This is a genomic window from Cellulomonas shaoxiangyii, assembly GCF_004798685.1.
GTDB classification, from domain to species: domain Bacteria; phylum Actinomycetota; class Actinomycetes; order Actinomycetales; family Cellulomonadaceae; genus Cellulomonas; species Cellulomonas shaoxiangyii.
Genome location: NZ_CP039291.1, coordinates 983,849 through 1,001,694, shown reverse-complemented (window position 1 = coordinate 1,001,694; position 17,846 = coordinate 983,849). Strand labels below are relative to the sequence as shown.

At 74.7% G+C, this 17,846-nt stretch carries 21 protein-coding genes; 3 read left to right on the top strand and 18 right to left on the bottom strand.

All coding sequences use genetic code 11. The features are described from left to right. Positions 1 to 22: 22 nt before the first annotated feature. Together E5225_RS04625 and glmS are read right to left on the bottom strand one after the other, a co-directional pair. Positions 23 to 379, bottom strand: coding sequence for a holo-ACP synthase (locus tag E5225_RS04625; protein ID WP_135973005.1), 357 nt, complete (start codon positions 377 to 379; stop codon positions 23 to 25). A gap of 28 nt (positions 380 to 407) precedes the next feature. After that, positions 408 to 2,264, bottom strand: a complete 1,857-nt coding sequence (glmS, locus tag E5225_RS04620) for a glutamine--fructose-6-phosphate transaminase (isomerizing) (RefSeq protein WP_135973006.1) — start codon at positions 2,262 to 2,264, stop codon at positions 408 to 410. A 103-nt stretch (positions 2,265 to 2,367) separates the two neighbouring features. Here glmS and coaA point away from each other — a divergent pair, with 103 nt between their 5' ends. After that, positions 2,368 to 3,345, top strand: a complete 978-nt coding sequence (gene coaA, locus E5225_RS04615) for a type I pantothenate kinase (RefSeq protein ID WP_135973057.1) — start codon at positions 2,368 to 2,370, stop codon at positions 3,343 to 3,345. A 42-nt stretch (positions 3,346 to 3,387) separates the two neighbouring features. Here the strand turns inward: coaA and E5225_RS04610 are convergent, their stop codons facing one another. The 8 genes from E5225_RS04610 to E5225_RS04575 all read right to left on the bottom strand — a co-directional run bounded on the left by E5225_RS04610 (position 3,388) and on the right by E5225_RS04575 (position 11,056). Continuing rightward, positions 3,388 to 3,978: a hypothetical protein gene (locus tag E5225_RS04610; protein WP_135973007.1), complete on the bottom strand. Its 591-nt coding sequence runs from the start codon at positions 3,976 to 3,978 to the stop codon at positions 3,388 to 3,390. Between the two features lie 222 nt (positions 3,979 to 4,200). Next, positions 4,201 to 4,911 carry a DedA family protein gene (locus E5225_RS04605; RefSeq protein WP_243738166.1) on the bottom strand — a complete coding sequence of 237 codons (711 nt, stop codon included), beginning with the start codon at positions 4,909 to 4,911 and terminating at the stop codon, positions 4,201 to 4,203. A 92-nt stretch (positions 4,912 to 5,003) separates the two neighbouring features. Next, on the bottom strand, positions 5,004 to 5,807 hold the full coding sequence (locus E5225_RS04600) for a glutamine amidotransferase (protein WP_135973008.1): 804 nt from the start codon (positions 5,805 to 5,807) through the stop codon (positions 5,004 to 5,006). Positions 5,808 to 5,849: 42 nt separating this feature from the next. After that, complete coding sequence (locus E5225_RS04595; RefSeq protein ID WP_135973059.1) at positions 5,850 to 6,500, bottom strand: peptide deformylase; 651 nt, start codon at positions 6,498 to 6,500, stop codon at positions 5,850 to 5,852. 92 nt (positions 6,501 to 6,592) lie between these two features. Next, positions 6,593 to 7,939, bottom strand: a complete 1,347-nt coding sequence (glmM, locus tag E5225_RS04590; RefSeq protein ID WP_135973009.1) for a phosphoglucosamine mutase — start codon at positions 7,937 to 7,939, stop codon at positions 6,593 to 6,595. A 187-nt stretch (positions 7,940 to 8,126) separates the two neighbouring features. Next, a complete protein-coding gene (rpsI, locus tag E5225_RS04585) occupies positions 8,127 to 8,615 on the bottom strand; it encodes a 30S ribosomal protein S9 (RefSeq protein WP_135973010.1) in 489 nt (162 codons plus the stop codon). 46 nt (positions 8,616 to 8,661) lie between these two features. Continuing rightward, positions 8,662 to 9,105, bottom strand: a complete 444-nt coding sequence (gene rplM, locus E5225_RS04580; protein ID WP_135973011.1) for a 50S ribosomal protein L13 — start codon at positions 9,103 to 9,105, stop codon at positions 8,662 to 8,664. A 268-nt stretch (positions 9,106 to 9,373) separates the two neighbouring features. After that, positions 9,374 to 11,056, bottom strand: coding sequence for an ABC-F family ATP-binding cassette domain-containing protein (locus E5225_RS04575; protein ID WP_135973012.1), 1,683 nt, complete (start codon positions 11,054 to 11,056; stop codon positions 9,374 to 9,376). Between the two features lie 114 nt (positions 11,057 to 11,170). On the opposite strand from E5225_RS04575, the gene E5225_RS04570 reads away from it, so the two are divergent. Continuing rightward, on the top strand, positions 11,171 to 11,671 hold the full coding sequence (locus E5225_RS04570; RefSeq protein ID WP_135973013.1) for a DUF5709 domain-containing protein: 501 nt from the start codon (positions 11,171 to 11,173) through the stop codon (positions 11,669 to 11,671). A 43-nt stretch (positions 11,672 to 11,714) separates the two neighbouring features. Here E5225_RS04570 and E5225_RS04565 read toward each other — a convergent pair whose 3' ends face one another. Next, a complete protein-coding gene (locus tag E5225_RS04565) occupies positions 11,715 to 12,641 on the bottom strand; it encodes a tRNA pseudouridine synthase A (RefSeq protein ID WP_135973060.1) in 927 nt (308 codons plus the stop codon). Between the two features lie 125 nt (positions 12,642 to 12,766). Here E5225_RS04565 and E5225_RS04560 point away from each other — a divergent pair, with 125 nt between their 5' ends. Continuing rightward, positions 12,767 to 13,531, top strand: coding sequence for an ROK family protein (locus E5225_RS04560; RefSeq protein WP_135973014.1), 765 nt, complete (start codon positions 12,767 to 12,769; stop codon positions 13,529 to 13,531). Positions 13,532 to 13,613: 82 nt separating this feature from the next. Here the strand turns inward: E5225_RS04560 and E5225_RS04555 are convergent, their stop codons facing one another. The 7 genes from E5225_RS04555 to infA form a co-directional block, all read right to left on the bottom strand. Further along, positions 13,614 to 14,384: an alpha/beta fold hydrolase gene (locus tag E5225_RS04555; protein WP_135973015.1), complete on the bottom strand. Its 771-nt coding sequence runs from the start codon at positions 14,382 to 14,384 to the stop codon at positions 13,614 to 13,616. A gap of 96 nt (positions 14,385 to 14,480) precedes the next feature. After that, the gene (rplQ, locus tag E5225_RS04550) at positions 14,481 to 15,044 is read right to left on the bottom strand and encodes a 50S ribosomal protein L17 (RefSeq protein WP_135973016.1); all 564 of its coding nucleotides are present in this window, start codon (positions 15,042 to 15,044) and stop codon (positions 14,481 to 14,483) included. A gap of 71 nt (positions 15,045 to 15,115) precedes the next feature. Continuing rightward, entirely contained in the window at positions 15,116 to 16,129 is a 1,014-nt protein-coding gene (locus E5225_RS04545) for a DNA-directed RNA polymerase subunit alpha (protein ID WP_135973017.1), read from the bottom strand. 214 nt (positions 16,130 to 16,343) lie between these two features. After that, complete coding sequence (rpsK, locus tag E5225_RS04540) at positions 16,344 to 16,745, bottom strand: 30S ribosomal protein S11 (protein WP_135973018.1); 402 nt, start codon at positions 16,743 to 16,745, stop codon at positions 16,344 to 16,346. A 77-nt stretch (positions 16,746 to 16,822) separates the two neighbouring features. After that, complete coding sequence (gene rpsM, locus E5225_RS04535; protein ID WP_135973019.1) at positions 16,823 to 17,203, bottom strand: 30S ribosomal protein S13; 381 nt, start codon at positions 17,201 to 17,203, stop codon at positions 16,823 to 16,825. Between the two features lie 170 nt (positions 17,204 to 17,373). Beyond that, positions 17,374 to 17,487 carry a 50S ribosomal protein L36 gene (gene rpmJ / locus E5225_RS04530; RefSeq protein ID WP_013117849.1) on the bottom strand — a complete coding sequence of 38 codons (114 nt, stop codon included), beginning with the start codon at positions 17,485 to 17,487 and terminating at the stop codon, positions 17,374 to 17,376. A 64-nt stretch (positions 17,488 to 17,551) separates the two neighbouring features. Further along, positions 17,552 to 17,773, bottom strand: coding sequence for a translation initiation factor IF-1 (gene infA / locus E5225_RS04525; protein ID WP_135973020.1), 222 nt, complete (start codon positions 17,771 to 17,773; stop codon positions 17,552 to 17,554). Positions 17,774 to 17,846 lie beyond the last annotated feature (73 nt).

The window sequence follows — 17,846 nt, the reverse complement described above, 5'->3', positions numbered from 1 at the left end:
CGCCGCGGGTGCCGGCGGGGCGTCAGGCGTCGCGCTCGGCGACGACGACGGCCGACGCGATGCCGGCGTCGTGGGAGATCGACAGGTGGAAGCGGTCGACGCCGAGCTCGTCCGCGCGGGCGCGGACCGTGCCGCTGATCTCCACCACCGGCTGCGCGCCGGCGACCCGCCGCACGGTCGCGTCCTGCCAGCGCATGCCGGGCGGGGCGCCGAGCGCCTTCGCGAGCGCCTCCTTGGCCGCGAACCGCGCGGCCAGCGAGGCGGGCGGCAGGTCCCGCTCGTCGGGCGTGAACAGGCGCGTGCGGAGCCCGGGCACACGCTCGATCGTCGCGACGAACCGCGCGACGTCGACGACGTCGATGCCGACGCCGACGATCACGCGCGGCCGCCCGCCCGCCGGCGCCCGCTCACTCGACGGTGACGGACTTGGCCAGGTTGCGCGGCTGGTCCACGTCGAGGCCCTTGGCGGTCGCGAGCTCGCACGCGAAGATCTGCAGCGGCACGACCGTGAGCAGCGGCGCGAGGAGCGTCGACGTCTGCGGCACCGTGAAGACCTCGTCGGCGAAGGGGCGGACCGCCTCGTCGCCCTCCTCGGCGATCACGAGGGTCCGTGCACCGCGCGCCCGGATCTCCTGGATGTTCGACACGATCTTCGAGTGCAGCGAGTCGCGTCCGCGCGGCGACGGCACGACCACGAAGACGGGCTGGCCCGGCTCGATGAGCGCGATCGGGCCGTGCTTGAGCTCGCCCGCGGCGAAGCCCTCGGCGTGGATGTACGCGAGCTCCTTGAGCTTGAGCGCGCCCTCCATCGCGACCGGGTACCCGACGTGCCGGCCGAGGAACAGCACGGACTGCGTGTCGACCATCCAGCGCGCGATCTCCCGCACCCGCCCGGCGCGGTCGAGGACCTGCTGGATCTTGTCGGGGATCTCGCGCAGCTCGTCGAGCACCAGCGCGATCTCGTCCGCGAACTTGTTGCCGCGCAGCTGCGCCAGGTAGAGGCCGAGCAGGTACGCCGCCGTGATCTGCGCGAGGAAGGCCTTGGTGGAGGCGACCGCGATCTCCGGGCCGGCGTGGGTGTACAGGGCGGCGTCGGACTCGCGGGGGATCGTCGAGCCGTGCGTGTTGACGATCGCGAGCGTCGTCGCACCCTGCTCCTTGGCGTGGCGGACCGCCATGAGCGTGTCCATCGTCTCGCCGGACTGCGACACCGCCACGACGAGGGTGCGCTCGTTCACCACCGGGTCGCGGTAGCGGAACTCGTGGGCGAGCTCGACCTCGACCGGGATGCGGCACCAGTGCTCGATGGCGTACTTGGCGACGTGGCCCGCGTAGGCGGCGGTGCCGCACGCGACCACGACGATCTTGTCGACGGCCCGCAGCACCGACTCGTCGATGCGCATCTCGTCGAGCACGAGCCGCCCGGTGGCGTCCGTGCGGCCCAGCAGGGTGTCCGCGACCGCGTGCGGCTGGTCGTGGATCTCCTTGTCCATGAACGAGCGGAAGCCGCCCTTCTCCGCGGCCTTGGCGTCCCAGTCGACCGTGAACCGGCGCGCCTCGACGGGCGTGCCCGCGAGGTCCGTGACCGTGACGGTGGTGGGCGTGATCGTCACGACCTGGTCCTGGCCCAGCTCGAGGGCGTCGCGGGTGAAGGCGATGAACGCGCTGACGTCGGAGCCGAGGAAGTTCTCGCCGTCGCCCAGGCCGACGACCAGCGGCGAGTCGTGGCGCGCGCCGACGACCGTCGTGGGGTCGTCCCGGTGCACCGCCAGCAGCGTGAACGTGCCCTGCAGCCGCTGCGCGACCGTGCGCAGCGCGACCGTCAGGTCCGACGAGTCCGCGTACGCGCGCGCCACGAGGTGCGCGACGACCTCCGTGTCGGTCTCCGAGGTGAAGACGACGCCGGCGGCGTGCAGCTCGGCCTTGAGGAGCGCGAAGTTCTCGACGATGCCGTTGTGGATGACCGCCACGCCGTCCGACACGTGCGGGTGCGCGTTCATGTCGTTCGGCGCCCCATGGGTCGCCCACCGCGTGTGGCCGATGGCCGCGGTGGCCGCCGGCAGGGGGTGCATGTCGATCTCCTCGACGAGGTTGGCCAGCTTGCCGGCCTTCTTGGCGACCGCCAGCGGTGCCCCGGGGGACACCAGCGCCACACCGGCGGAGTCGTACCCCCGGTACTCCAGCCGTCGCAGACCTTCGAGGACGACCTCCAGGGGTCGACCGCTCGGCTGCTGGCTCCCGACGTACCCCACGATGCCGCACATGGCGACGATCCTAACGACAGGCGGGGGTGCGACCGGCCGCGCGGCCGGCCGTGCCGCCGGCCACGTCGACGTGCTCGCGCCCCCGCCGGGCGCGGGCGCCCGGGTGCGCCACAATCGTCGGGTGCCGACGTCGCCCCCCACCGTGGTGCCCGCCACCCCGTACGTCGACCTGGACCGCGAGGCCTGGGCCCGCCTGTCCGCGTCGACGCCCCTGCCGCTCACCGACGCCGACGTGGCGCGCCTGCGCGGCCTGGGCGACCCCATCGACCTCGCGGAGGTCGACGCGATCTACCGCCCGCTGTCGCGGCTGCTCGACCTGTACATCCAGGGCACGCGCGGACTGCACCGCGCGACGAGCACGTTCCTGCGCGAGGACGTCGGGCGCACCCCGTACGTCATCGGTGTGGCGGGGTCGGTCGCGGTCGGCAAGTCGACCACCGCGCGCCTGCTGCGCGAGCTCATCGCCCGCTGGCCGGCGACGCCCCGCGTGGAGCTCGTGACGACCGACGGCTTCCTGTACCCGAACGCCGAGCTCGAGCGGCGCGGCCTGCTGCAGCGCAAGGGCTTCCCGGAGTCGTACGACCGCCGCGCGCTGCTGCGGTTCGTGTCGAAGGTCAAGGCCGGCCGCCCCGAGGTCACGGTGCCGGTGTACGACCACCTGACGTACGACATCGTCCCCGGCGCGGAGGTGGTCGTGCGCCAGCCGGACGTGCTGATCATCGAGGGCCTCAACGTCCTGCAGCCCGCGCGCCCCACCGCCGCCGGGGCGTCGAACCTCGCACTGAGCGACTTCTTCGACTTCTCGATCTACGTCGACGCGCGCACGGCCGACGCCAAGCAGTGGTACGTCGACCGCTTCCTGTCCCTGCGCCGGACCGCGTTCGCACGGCCGGAGTCGTACTTCCACCGGTACGCGTCGCTCACGGACGCCGAGGCGGTCGCCCGGGCCGAGGCCATCTGGGACTCGATCAACGCACCCAACCTGGAGCAGAACATCCTGCCGACGCGGTCACGCGCGACGCTCGTGCTCACCAAGGGCCCCGACCACGCCGTGCAGCGCGTGCGCCTGCGCAAGCTCTGAGCCGGCGGGCGGACGCCCCTCGGGGCGGCCCCGCGCCGCGAGTCAGGGTCGGGCCGCCCGGGCACCGGGGGCGCCCGGGCCGAGCGCGTCCGCGTCGGCTCGCACCGCGAGGCTGACGGGCTCCTCGGTGCGGCGGACGACGTCGAGGGCGTCGAGCGCGGCCACGACCGCGTCGCCGGTGCCGGTGCACGCCGCCTCGGCGGGCAGCAGGACGGCGTCGTCCAGGGCGTCGACGAGCCACACCTGGGGCGGCGGCCCGTCGGTGCACGCCCCGGGCGTGGACCCCGGGGCGACCAGACGCAGGAGCTCGGTGAGGTCGCCCTCCAGACGCGTCGCGGTGACGGAGTGCCACGTGCCGGCGCTGTCACGCATCGGCTCCCCGCGCCGGCAGACGAGGACGGTGTCGGCGACGAAGCCGTCGGGCGGGGCGCCCCGCTCCACGGCGCCCGCCGATGCCGTCGCGGCCGGGTCCGGCTGGAGCACGAGCGCCTCGAGCACCTCGGGGACGAGGCAGCTCGCGTCGCTGCGCACCCCCGTGGTCACCGGGGCGGCCGCCGGGGCTCCGGTCGCGGCGCCGTCGGAGCACGCCGCCGCGGGCAGCACGAGGGCAGCCGCGAGCAGGGCTCGTGCCACCGTTCGCCCCCTGCGCATCCGTCCACCTCGTGCCCGCCCGTCCCACGGCGCGCGACGAGGGGCCCCCGTGGTCCGAGGGCCTCGCGCGAGCGGGGAGGGACGACTCCGCCGTCGTCCCACGGCGAGCCTAGGACGGCGCCCGCGTCACCCGGTCGGCCGATACCGGATCGTTGTCCCGGCGCACCCGATCGTGAGGTCGTCGTGACCTCGGCACGCGAGGGGTCAGGCGGCGGTGCTGCCACGGGCGACGCGGACCACCGCGACGCCCTCCTCGTCGTCGCCACCGGCCGCGACGCCCTCGACGGGCGCCACCGACCGGCTCCCCCGGCGGGCGGCGCGGTGCGCCGACATGCCGGTCAGGCGCCGCAGCACCCAGTCCACGAGCAGGCCGATGACGAGCCCGCCGACCACGCCGACCACCACGCCCAGCACCGGGTTGTCGTGGCCGAGCACGTGTCCGGAGCCGATGCCGATCGCCGTCGAGTACAGCGCCCACGTGACCGCGGCGATCCCCGTCAGGAGCACGAAGCGGCGGCGGCTGAAGCCCAGGGCGCCCGCGGTCATGTTGACCGCCACGCGCCCGATCGGGATGTACCGCGCGGCGATGACGAAGGCGGCGCCCCGGGTGGCGAGCGCCCGCTCGGCCCAGTCGAGCACGCTCTGGCCGCGCCGCCCCCGGAACCACCGCAGGTCCCGGATCCGCACGTGGCGCCCGATCTGGTACGCGATCTGGTCCCCCGTGAACGCGCCCAGCGCGGCGACGAGCACCACGAGCCAGAGCAGCGGCCGACCCGTGGAGACCGACAGGGACGTCAGGGCGATGACCACCGACTCGCTCGGGATCGGCGGGAAGAACCCGTCGATCGTCGCGAACGCGTACAGCACCGGGAAGATCCACGGTGAGCCCGCCATCTCGAGCGTCCACTGCTCCACGTCCTGCTCCCCTCGTCCCCACCCCCCGGTGAGGTCGGCACGTCCCACGCTAGGGCCCGCGCGACGACGTCGACATGGGGTTTCCCCCCGATTCAGCCCTGAGCAGCCCCGATCTCCCCCCGCGGGTGCGGCGCCGACGTGCCCGACTGGTCCCCTGGGTGGAGCCCCGCGTCCGCATAGCGGTCCACGAACGCGCGCAGCACGCCGGGGACCTGCACGCCGCTCTCCCGCGCCGCCGCGACGACCTCCGCCGCCTCCGCGGGGTCGAAGTACCCGTCGTACCGGTAGGCCTCGACGCGCGTGGTCAGGCCGGCGACGTCGAGCTCGGGGTGGAACTGCGTCGCGTACACGTTGCGCCCCACGCGGAAGGCCTGCACCGGCGCCCCGGCGGACGTCGCGAGCACCACGGCGTGCGGCGGCGGCACGGCCAGCGACTCCTTGTGCCCCACGAACGCGCCGAACGACGCCGGCGCGGAGCCCAGCACCGGGTCGGCGCGGCCGGCCGGCGTGAGCTCGACCGTCACGGCGCCCACCGGCTCGGGGTACGTGCGGTCGACCACCCCGCCCTGGTGGCGGCCGAGCGTGCCGATGCCGTAGCACGCACCGAAGAAGGGGACGTCCGCGGGGACGACCGCGTCGAGCAGGCGTGCGAGGTCCGCCTCGACCCGACGCTGCACGGGCGACTTGGCGTCCTCGGGGTCGCTGACGCAGAACGGCCCGCCGCCGAGCACGATGCCCGACCAGGCGTCGAGGTCGACGTCGCCCAGCGGCGCCGCCTCGAGCCGCACGCGCCGCAACGTGCTCTCCGACAGCCCGGTGCACCGCAGCATCGCGGCGTACTCGTCGTCGGCGGGAGCGTCCTCCGGACGGACTCCGAGGAACAGGAACGGTCGCACCCACGCACCTCCGCAGTAACGAGCCCGGACGGGCGTCCGGGATCAGCCGGCCGACGGGGGCAGCGCGAACCCGAGGGTGCGCGCCGCCTCGTGCGGGACCGGCTCCGACGCCCAGTGTGCGCCGAGGTCGTCCGACGCCGCCAACGATCGCGTCTCGGCGCGGTCCAGGTAGAGGGTCCCCTGCAGGTGGTCCGTCTCGTGCTGCACGATGCGCGCGGGCCACCCGGTGAGCACCTCGTCGACGGCGGCCCCGCGCTCGTCGAGGCACGTCAGCCGCACCCGTCGGGGGCGCGTGACGACGGCCACGTAGCCCTCCACCGAGAGGCAGCCCTCGTAGAACGCGACGCGCTCGTCGCCGACCGGGGCGTAGGAGGGGTTCACGAGCACGCGGAACGGCAGCGGGACGCGCTCGCGCGCCGCGGCCACGTCGGCGTCGTCCACGCCCGGGTCCTCCACGACCGCGATCGCGAGCGGGAGGCCGATCTGCGGGGCGGCGAGGCCGACGCCCGGTGCCGCGCGCATCGTGCGGTGCATGAGCGCGACCAGCTCGGCGAGCTCGGCGTCGGACAGGTGCCCGTCGTACGCGAGCGCGCGGGCGCGCAGCGCGGGGTGTCCCGCCTGCACGATCGGCGCCACGGCGTCCGGCCCGGCCGCGCGGGCGCGGTCGAGGAGCTGCGTCGCCAGCCCGCGCACCGCGGCGCGGAGGGCGTCAGGGTCGGGGGCGTGCGGGTCCGGGGCGTGCGGGTCCGGGACGCTGCCGGCGGCGTCCGCAGCGACGGCGTCGCTCACAGCGCGAGGCGCTCGCGCACGACGCCGGCGAGCTCCTGCGCCACCCGGTCGGCCTGCTCCTGCGTGCCGGCCTCGACCATCACGCGCACGAGCGCCTCGGTCCCGGACGGGCGCAGCAGCACGCGGCCCGACCCGTCGAGCTCCTTCTGCGCGCCCGCGACCGCCTCCCGCAGGACGTCGTCGTCGGTGCGCGTGCGGTCGACCCCCGACACGTTGACGAGCGTCTGCGGCAGGCGTCGCACGACGGCGGCGAGCTCGTGCAGCGGGCGCCCGCTCGACGCGACGCGCGCGGCCAGGTGCAGCGCCGTGAGCACGCCGTCGCCGGTGGTCGCGTGCTCCGCGAGGATGATGTGCCCGGACTGCTCGCCGCCGAGGCTGTAGCCGCCCGCGCGCATGGCCTCGAGCACGTAGCGGTCGCCGACCCCCGTCTCGACGGTGGCGATGCCGGCGGCCTGCATGGCCAGCTTGAGGCCGAGGTTGCTCATGACCGTGGTGACGAGCGTGTCGTGCGCCAGCTCGCCCCGCTCGTGCAGCGCGATCGCGAGCAGGCCCATGATCTGGTCGCCGTCGACCACGCGGCCCTGCGCGTCGACCGCGAGGCAGCGGTCGGCGTCGCCGTCGAACGCGACGCCGAGGTCGGCGTGCGCCGCGACGACGGCCGCCTGGAGCGGCTCCGGGTGCGTCGAGCCGGCACCCTCGTTGATGTTGCGGCCGTCGGGCGACGCGTTGATCACGACGACGTCCGCGCCCGCCTCGCGCAGGGCGGCGGGCCCGACCTCGCTCGCGGCGCCGTTGGCGCAGTCGACGACGATCCGCAGCCCCTCGAGGCGCGTGCTCGTCGTGCTGACGAGGTGGTCCACGTACTGCTGCCCCGCGAGGCCCACGTCCACCCGGATGCGGCCGACGTCCGCGCCGACGGGGCGGTCCCAGTCGTCGCCGAGCCGCGCCTCGATGGCCGCCTCGACGTCGTCCTCGAGCTTGTGCCCGCCCCGGGCGAGGAACTTGATGCCGTTGTCGGGCATCGGGTTGTGCGACGCCGACAGCACGACGCCGAGGTCCACCCCGCGCGCGCCGGTCAGGTACGCCACGGCCGGCGTGGGCAGCACGCCCACGAGGTCGACGTCGACGCCCGCCGACGCCAGCCCGGCGGCCACCGCCGCGGAGAGGAACTCCCCGGACGCGCGCGGGTCACGCCCGACCACGGCCCGCGGGCGGTGCCCCTCGAACGCCCCGCGGCTCGCGAGCACGTGCGCCGCGGCGACGGACACGTCCAGCGCCAGCTCCGCCGTCACGTCCCGGTTCGCCAGACCGCGTACGCCGTCCGTGCCGAACAGTCGACCCATCACACGACTCCCTCGTCCCGCCCGACGGCCGTGTCAACGGTACGTCGGGACCTTCGTTCGGTCCTCCTGCCGCGCGGCGCGGTGGGTCCGTGCGGCGCGCGCACGCGACCCGGTCCGTCCGGCGCCGCACACGCCGATGGCCCCGCGGGTCGCAAGACCCGCGGGGCCATCGGTGTGCTGCGCTGTGTCAGCGCTTCGAGTACTGCGGCGCCTTGCGCGCCTTCTTCAGACCGGCCTTCTTGCGCTCCACCACGCGGGCGTCACGCGTGAGGAAGCCGGCCTTCTTGAGCGCCGGGCGGTTGTGCTCCGCGTCGATCGCGTTGAGCGCGCGGGCGATGCCGAGGCGCAGTGCCCCGGCCTGACCCGACGTGCCGCCGCCCGTGATGCGGGCGACGACGTCGAAGCGACCCTCGACGTCCACGGCCTTCAGCGGGCTGTTGACCAGCTGCTGGTGCACCTTGTTGGGGAAGTACTCCTCGAGCTCACGGCCGTTGACGGTCCACCGGCCGGTGCCGGGGATCAGACGGACGCGCGCGACGGCCTCCTTGCGGCGGCCGAGCGCCTGGCCGGGAGCGGTCAGCGACTGACCGCGACCGACCGGAGCGGAGCTCTCGGAGGTGTAGCTGGTGGGCGTCTCGTCGCCCTCGTACTCGTTCTCGACGGTGGTCTGAGCCACGATGTCCTCGCGTTCTGTGTTCATCACTGCCGCAGCAGCCCGGGGCCTACTGCGCCACCTGGGTCAGCTCGAACGGCTTCGGCTGCTGGGCTGCGTGCGGGTGCTCCGGGCCTGCGTAGACCTTGAGCTTGCTCAGCTGCTGACGACCGAGGGTCGTACGGGGCAGCATGCCGCGGACGGCCTTCTCGATGGCACGCTCGGGGTGCTTCTCGAGGAGGTCGGCGTACCGGGTGGCCCGGAGGCCGCCCGGGTAGCCGGAGTGCCGGAAGGCGAGCTTCGTCTCGCGCTTGTTGCCGGTCAGGGCGATCTTCTCGGCGTTGACGACGATGACGAAGTCGCCACCGTCGACGTGCGGCGCGAACGTCGGCTTGTGCTTGCCACGCAGCAGCGTGGCCACGTGGGTGGCCAGGCGGCCGAGGACGACGTCGGACGCGTCGATGACGTACCAGTTCCGCTCGACGTCGCCGGGCTTCGGGGTGTACGTGCGCACGGGTGTGGGCCTCTGTCTCGTGTTGCGTGTCATGGCCGGGCGCACAGGGGCGACCGGCCGAGGATGGCTGTCGGAGCATCCCGCCCCGGCGAGTGGGATCGCACCAGGACGGCCATCGGCACGCAGTGGTGAGAAGCCACCGGTGCGCGACAGGGGACGCACAACGACTAACCAGAGTACCGGCACGCGGGGCGCAGAGCAAAAGCCGTCGTCGGACGCCCGCGCACGCGCCCCACCGCGCCCGTCAGCGGGCCCGTCAGCGCGCCCGTCAGCGGGCCCGGGCGACCCGACCGACGTCCCACACCGGCTCGGGCGTCTCCACCACGTCGCCTTCGGCACCGAACACCAGGAACCGGTCGAACGTCCGCGTGAACCACCGGTCGTGCGTCACGGCGAGGACCGTCCCGTCGAACGCCGCGAGACCGGCCTCCAGCGCCTCGGCGGACTGCAGGTCGAGGTTGTCCGTCGGCTCGTCGAGCAGCAGCAGCGTCGCGCCCGCCAGCTCCAGGAGCAGGATCTGCAGGCGCGCCTGCTGCCCGCCGGACAGCGTGTCGTAGCGCTGCTCGGCGGCCGCCACGAGGCCGTACCGGTCGAGCGCCCGGCTCGCCGCCTCGCGCCCCAGGCCGGCACGGTGGCCGTCGCCCCGGTGCAGCACGTCGAGCAGCGTGCGCCCCGCGAGCTCGGGGTGCACGTGGTTCTGCGCGAACCAGCCGGGCCGCACGCGCGACCCCAGCGTGACCGTGCCTGCGTGCGCGACCGGGGCGGGGTGCAGGTCCCCCGCCGGCTCGTGCTCGGGGGCCGGGTCGCTGCCGCCGGCCGCGAGCAGGCGCAGGAAGTGCGACTTGCCCGACCCGTTCGAGCCCAGCACCGCGACCCGCTCGCCGTACCAGACCTCCAGGTCGAACGGGCGCATGAGCCCCGTGAGCTCGAGCCCGCGCGCGACGACCGCCCGCTTGGCGGTGCGCCCGCCCGTCAGCCGCACGCGGACCCGCTCGTCGCGGGAGACGACCACGGGCGGGCCCTCCTGCTCGAACTTGCGCAGGCGCGTCTGCGCGGCCTGGTAGCGCGAGGCCAGCCCGTCGTTGAAGGCCGCCTTCGTCTTGAGCGTCAGGACGAGGTCGCGCAGCTTCGCGTGCTCCTCGTCCCACCGCCGGGCGAGCTCCTCCAGCCGCTCGCGGCGGTCCCGGCGGGCCTGCGCGTACGTCGCGAAGCCGCCCCCGTGCACCCAGGCGCGGGCACCCACGGCCGTCGGCTCGAGCGTCGCGACGTGCGTGGCGACGCGGGCCAGGGTCTCGCGGTCGTGGCTCACGAGCAGGACCGTCTTCGGCGACGCGACGAGGCGGTCCTCGAGCCAGCGCTTGGTCGGCACGTCCAGCGCGTTGTCGGGCTCGTCGAGGACGAGCACCTCGTCCGGGCCTCGCAGCAGCGCCTCGAGCACGAGCCGCTTCTGCTCCCCGCCCGACAGGGTCCGGACGTCGCGGTGCTGCGCCCGCTCGAAGGGCAGCGACAGGACGGCGTCCGTGACGAGGTCCCACCCGGCCTCCGCGTCGTACCCGCCGACGTCGGCCCAGTCCGCGAGCGCCTGCGCGTAGCGCATCTGCGTCGGCTCGTCGTCCCGCTCCATCATGGCGAGCTCGGCGGCCGTCAGCTCGGCCGCGGCGTCGCGCACCGCGGGCGGCGCGAGGGACGCCAGCAGGTCGCGCACCGTGCGGTCGTCGTCGATGCGCCCGACCTCCTGGCGCATCACGCCCAGGCCGCCGCTGCGCGCCACGCTGCCGGCGTGCGGCTCGACCTCGCCCGTGACGACGCGCAGCAGCGTCGACTTGCCCACGCCGTTGGGGCCGACGAGCGCCGTGCGGTGCCCCTCCCCGACCCGGAACGACACGTCGTCGAGCAGCGGGCGCCCGTCCGGGAGCGTCCAGCCGACACCGGCGACCTCGAGGTGACCCATGCGCACAGTGTCCCCGCCCCGGGCACGTACCCCCACCGGATTCGTGGCGGACGCCGCACGGGTCGCGGGCCGTCTGCTGTGGCGGGCGGCCGCCGGCGGTGCTTGGGTCGTGCCATGAGCGAGGACACCCCTGCCACCCGCACCGACCCCGCCCTCGGGTCCGAGGGGGACACCAACCAGCTGCCCGGCGAGGACATCTTGTCCGACCGCGGCACCGGCGACCTGCTCGACGAGTGGATCGTCCCGCCGGAGCGTGACCGCCCGGCCTCCGCCCGCTGGGGCGAGACCCCCTGGGAGGAGGCGCGCGGCGAGACGCTCGACCAGCGCGTCGCCCAGGAGGAGCCCGAGGTGTGGGAGACCGAGTCGGCACCGCCGCCGGACCGCGACGAGCTGCGCGCGGGCCGCCTGATCGAGGACGGCGACGCCGTCGAGGCCGGCGGCACGAGCGAGTTCGCCGTCGACGCCGGCATCGCCGGCGGTGCCGCGACCGCCGAGGAGGCGGCCGTGCACGTCATCGAGGAGCAGTACGAGGAGGCCTACCCCGACGCCCCCGGGACGGCGGACGACGACGAGGTCACGGGCGACGAGGACACGCCGCCCGCCGAGCGCCTCTGACGTCCCGACCGCCCGGCGCGGTCCGGCCCGCCGGACCCGCCGATCACCCGCAGCAACCGCCCGGCGCGGCGCCCTCGACCTCGTGGGCGCCGCGCCGGGCGCGCGTGCGCCCCGCGCGGTCCGCCAGCTCGGCGTCCGCGGGGTAGGTGACCTCCTCCAGCGTGAGGCCGTGCGGGGCCACGACCGTCGCGCCGCCCTCGCGCCGGCGACCCAGCAGCAGCGCGTGCGGCCAGTCCGCGCCGCGCCGGCCCTCCCCCACGGCCAGGCACGCGCCGACCAGCGCCCGGACCATCGAGTGGCAGAACGCGTCGGCCTGCACGTGGGCGACGACGAGCCCCGCGTCGGGCCCGTCGGCCGGGCGCGTCCACGTGAACTCCTCGAGCGTCCGGATGGTCGTCGCGTCGGGGCGCGGCCTGCAGTACGCCGCGAAGTCGTGCCGCCCGACGAGGCGGCGCGCGGCCGCGTCCATGGCCGCCACGTCGAGCGCCCGGCGGTGCCACAGCACCCACGCGCGGCGCAGCGGGTCGCGCGCGGCCGGGTCGTCGACGACCCGGTACGCGTACCTGCGGCGCAGCGCGCCGAACCGCGCGTCGAACCCGTCCGGCGCCCGCGTCACGCGGTGCACCACGAGGTCGGCGGGCAGGACGCCCGCCAGCCGGCTCGTCAGCACCTCGAGCGCGTCCCGGTCCGAGCGCCCGCGCGCCGCGGCGAGCGCGCCGGGCACGACGTCCACGTGCGCCACCTGCCCGCGCGCGTGCACCCCCGCGTCCGTGCGCCCGGCGACCGTCACGCGGGCCGGCGCGTCGCCACGCGGGCCCGTGCGCAGCACCGTGGCGAGCCCGTCCTCGAGGACGCCCTGCACCGTGCGCAGCCCGGGCTGGCGCGCCCAGCCCGCGAAGCCGGAGCCGTCGTACGCGAGGTCGAGCCGCAGCCGCACCGGGCTCTCGTCGGCCGCGCCGTCCCACGGCACCCCCGGCCGAGGCGTCGCGGGGCCGGCCTGCCGGCCGTCGGGCTGTGTCTGCGGACCGGCGTCGCGCCCGGTCCCGTCCTCGCTGCGCACGGGCCCACGCTAGCCGCGGCGCTACCGTGGACCGCGTGCCGCCCGCGTCCCAGCCGTACACGCTCGCCGTCGACTGCGGCGGCGGCGGCATCAAGGCGTCGGTGCTCGACGGGGCCGGCACGCTGCACGCGCCGGCGGTGCGGGTGCCGACGCCGTACCCCCTGCCCCCCGACCGGCTCGCCGAGACCATCGCCCGGATCGCCGAGGGCCTGCCCGCGGCCGGCCGTGCGACCGTCGGCGTGCCGGGCATGATCCGCCACGGCGTCGTGGTGGCGACGCCGCACTACGTGACCCGCGCGGGCCCGCGCACCGCCGTCCTGCCCGAGCTGGTCCGCGCCTGGCAGGGCTGCGACGTGCGGGCACTGCTCGAGGCGCGGCTGGGCGTGCCGACGCTCGTCCTCAACGACGCGGAGGTGCACGGCGCGGGCGTCGTGTCCGGGACCGGGGTCGAGCTCGTCCTCACGCTCGGCACCGGCCTCGGCTCCGCGCTGTTCGACGGCGGCAGGATCGCGCCGCACCTCGAGCTGTCGCACGCGCCCGTGCGGTGGGGCACGACCTACGACGCCTACGTGGGGCAGCACGAGCGTGCGCGCCTCGGGGACGCGCTGTGGTCGCGGCGCGTGCGGCGCGTCGTCGAGGGCTTCCGGCCGGTCTTCCACTGGGACCGGCTGTACCTCGGCGGCGGCAACGCGCGGGCCGTCACGGCGCCGACGCTCGAGCGGCTCGGGGACGACGTCGTCGTGGTGCCCAACCAGGCGGGGATCGTGGGCGGCGTGCGCGCCTGGGCGCTCGTCGGCTGACCCCGCTCCTCGCGTGCCCCGACCGGGCCCCACCGGCTCCGCGGGCCCGCCCCTTGCCCTCACCGGGACCCGGCGACGCCCCTCAGGTGTCCGCCGGTCCGCCACCCGGGTCCTGCGACACGGCCCGTGCGTCCTCGGCGGCGTCCACGGCGTCGAGCGCCTCCAGCAGCACCCGGGTGAACCGCACCGGCTGGACGAGGCTCACGAGGTGCGTCGCCTGCGGCACGACCACCAGCCGCCCGTCCCGGCACGCGGCGAGGAACCGGGCCTCCTCGCCGCGGAAGTGGTCCCACCGGCCGTTGACCAGCCACACCGGCGCGGTCACGCGGGCCAGGTCCGCGAGCGGGTCGGCGGCGCTCATCTCGCGCAGCGTGTCCTCGACGACGTCCAGCGCGAACCCGCCCGCACCCACGTCGGCCGCCGCCTCGGGCGGCATCGTGCGGTCGACGAGCAGCTGGTTGACGGCCGCGCCCCGGTCGGGCAGGCGCGCGAAGCCCGCCGCAGCCGCTCCCCACGCCCGCAGGACGACCCGGTGGGGACGCGTGCAGCAGCCCGCGGCGACGAGGCCGGCGACCTGCTGAGGGAACCGCGCGGCGTGCGCGATCGCCGTGTAGCCGCCCAGGGACAGGCCCACCACCGCGGCCCTGCCGCCGACCGTCGCCACGCCGTCGCGCACGGCCTCCACCGCGCCGGCCATCGTGAAGCGCTCACCGAGGCGCCGGCCGTGCCCGGGCAGGTCGATCGCGAGCGCGGTGCGTCCGGAGGCCTCGAGGGCCTCGACCTGGGCCCGCCACATCGTGCGGGAGGCACGCAGGCCGTGGACCAGCACCACGGGCGTCTGCCGCTCACTCATGCTCCGACCGTACCCACGGACGCAGGCCGGGTCCCCGCACGCGCGAGGGCCCGGACACCGTGCGGTGTCCGGGCCCTCGGGTGCTGCGGGGCGAGGTCAGGCCTTGTCGGCCTGCGTCTCGTCGGCCGGGGCGTCGGCGGACGCCTCGTCCGTGGCGGTCTCGTCCGTGGCGGCCTCGTCCGTGGCGGTCTCGTCCGTGGCGGTCTCGTCCGTGGTCGGCTCCTCGGCGGGAGCCTCCTCGACCGGGGCTGCCTTCTGGGCGGCCCGCGTGGCCTCCTTGACGACGGCCTGCTTCGGCGAGAGCGGCTCGAGCACGAGCTCGATGACCGCCATCGGCGCGTTGTCGCCCTTGCGGGGGCCGATCTTCGTGATGCGGGTGTAGCCGCCCTGGCGGTCGGCCACGACGGGCGCGATCTCCGTGAACAGCGTGTGCACGACACCCTTGTCACGGACGACGGTCAGCACGCGACGGCGCGCGTGCAGGTCCCCGCGCTTCGCGAACGTGATGAGCCGCTCCGCGAGCGGGCGCAGGCGCTTGGCCTTCGCCTCGGTCGTCGTGATGCGCTTGTGCTCGAACAGCGCCGTCGCGAGGTTCGCGAGGATCAGCCGCTCGTGCGCCGGGCTGCCACCGAGCCGGGCACCCTTGGTGGGCGTGGGCATGGTCTCTACTCCTTGGGATCAGAAAGGGGCGACTCCGGGCCGCCGCCGGCGGCGGCCCGGGCCAACGGTCGTCAGTACTGCTCGTCCTCGACGAAGTCGGTCTCGTCGTCCCCGTAGTACGCGCCCGACGCGGTCGGGTCGAAGTCCAGCGGGCTGTCCTTCAGCGTCAGGCCCAGCTCGGCGAGCTTCTCCTTGACCTCGGTGATGGACTTCGCACCGAAGTTGCGGATGTCGAGCAGGTCCGCCTCGGACCGCGCGACGAGCTCACCCACGGTGTGGATGCCCTCGCGCTTGAGGCAGTTGTACGAGCGGATCGTCAGCTGCAGGTCCTCGATGGGCAGCGCGAGGTCGGCGGCCAGGGCGGCGTCGGTCGGCGACGGGCCGATCTCGATGCCCTCGGCCTCGACGTTCAGCTCACGGGCCAGGCCGAACAGCTCGACCAGCGTCTTGCCGGCGGACGCCAGGGCGTCGCGCGGGTTGATCGCCGGCTTCGTCTCGACGTCGACGATGAGCTTGTCGAAGTCGGTGCGCTGCTCGACACGGGTCGCCTCGACCTTGTACGTCACCTTGAGCACCGGCGAGTAGATCGAGTCGACCGGGATCCGGCCGATCTCGGCGTCCAGCGACTTGTTCTGGTTCGCCGACACGTAGCCACGGCCCCGCTCGACGGTGAGCTCGATCTCGAGCTTGCCCTTGTCGTTGAGCGTGGCGAGGTGCAGGTCGTGGTTGTGCACCTCGACGCCCGCCGGCGGCACGATGTCCGCAGCGGTGACGACACCCGCACCCTGCTTGCGCAGGTACATCACGACGGGCTCGTCGTTCTCCGAGGAGACGACGAGGTTCTTGATGTTGAGGATGATCTCGGTGACGTCCTCCTTGACACCCGGGATCGTCGAGAACTCGTGCAGCACACCGTCGATCCGGATGGACGTGACGGCGGCGCCCGGGATGGACGACAGGAGGGTGCGGCGCAGGGAGTTGCCGAGGGTGTAGCCGAAGCCGGGCTCGAGCGGCTCGATGGAGAACCGCGAGCGGTGCTCCGAGATGACCTCTTCGGTCAGGGTGGGACGCTGTGCGATGAGCACGGTGGGGTTTCCTCTCCGCGGGCGTCCGCCATATGACGCTCCGCAGGTACTGCTGGCCAGGACGTGGCTCGGTCCGCACGTCCTGGGCGACGGTCGTGGGCCGGTCGTGCCGTGCGCCGCCCCGGTCCGTCGTCACGCGAGACGCGGGACGACGGCGGGACGGACGCGCGAGGGCCGGGACGGGCCTCGAGGGCGCCGTCCCGGCCGTCGACGGTCAGACGCGGCGGCGCTTCGGCGGACGGCAGCCGTTGTGGGCCTGCGGCGTCACGTCCTGGATCGAGCCGACCTCGAGGCCGGTGGCCTGCAGCGAGCGGATCGCCGTCTCACGACCAGAGCCGGGGCCCTTGACGAAGACGTCGACCTTGCGCATGCCGTGCTCCTGCGCCTTGCGGGCGGCCGCCTCGGCAGCGAGCTGCGCGGCGAACGGCGTCGACTTGCGCGAGCCCTTGAAGCCGACCTGGCCGGACGAGGCCCAGGCGATCACGGCACCGGACGGGTCCGTGATGGACACGATGGTGTTGTTGAACGTGCTCTTGATGTGCGCCTGGCCGTGGGAGACGTTCTTCTTCTCCTTGCGGCGCGGCTTGCGCACGGCGGTGCGGGACTTGGGAGGCATCTCTTCTTCTCTCGGGGTCTGCGGGTCGGTGGGCCGACGGCGGGGCGGTCAGCGACGGGCGCGACCAGCCCGGCGCCTTACTTGCGCCCGGCCTTCTTCTTGCCGGCGACCGTGCGCTTCGGGCCCTTGCGGGTACGCGCGTTCGTCTTGGTGCGCTGACCACGCACCGGGAGGCCGCGGCGGTGACGCAGGCCCTCGTAGCTACCGATCTCGACCTTGCGGCGGATGTCGGCGGCGACCTCGCGGCGGAGGTCACCCTCGAGCTTGTAGCTGCCCTCGAGGTAGTCGCGCAGCGCGACCAGCTCGGCGTCGCCCAGGTCCTTGACCCGGGCGTCGGGGCTGATGCCCGTGGCGGCGAGGGTCTGCTGCGCACGCGTGCGGCCGACCCCGAAGATGTAGGTGAGGGCGATCTCGACCCGCTTGTCGCGGGGGAGGTCGACACCGATGAGACGTGCCATGCCTGGTGGCTCCTGTACTGCGTCGGAGGTCTTCCGCACCGTCCTCCCGCGTGGTGGTCGCGGGCCCCGGCCTCCGAGCCGGGGGTTCGCCGTGCGCCGGGCCGGTGGCCCTGCTCACGGAGCGGCGGTGCGCTTGCTGGCCCTGACGGGCCGGTGGTTCAGGTGCCTGCTCAGCCCTGGCGCTGCTTGTGGCGCAGGTTCTCGCAGATGACCTGGACGCGACCGTGCCGGCGGATCACCTTGCACTTGTCGCAGATCTTCTTGACGCTCGGCTTGACCTTCATCGCGTGTTCCTCCGCCGCCGTGCGGTGCCCGGGGGCTCGGCCGACGGCGTGTCGATGGGGTGGGTTACTTGTAGCGGTAGACGATGCGCCCGCGGGACAGGTCGTACGGGCTGAGCTCGACGACCACCCGGTCCTCGGGGAGGATCCGGATGTAGTGCTGACGCATCTTGCCCGAGATGTGGGCGAGCACCCTGTGGCCGTTCGCGAGCTCCACGCGGAACATCGCGTTGGGGAGCGCCTCGATCACGCTGCCCTCGATCTCGATGACGCCGTCCTTCTTGGCCATGTCCTCCGCTAACTGTCGTTCTTCTTCTCGTGCTTGTCCCACGCGCCGCCGAGAGGCCCGGCCTGGCCGGGCC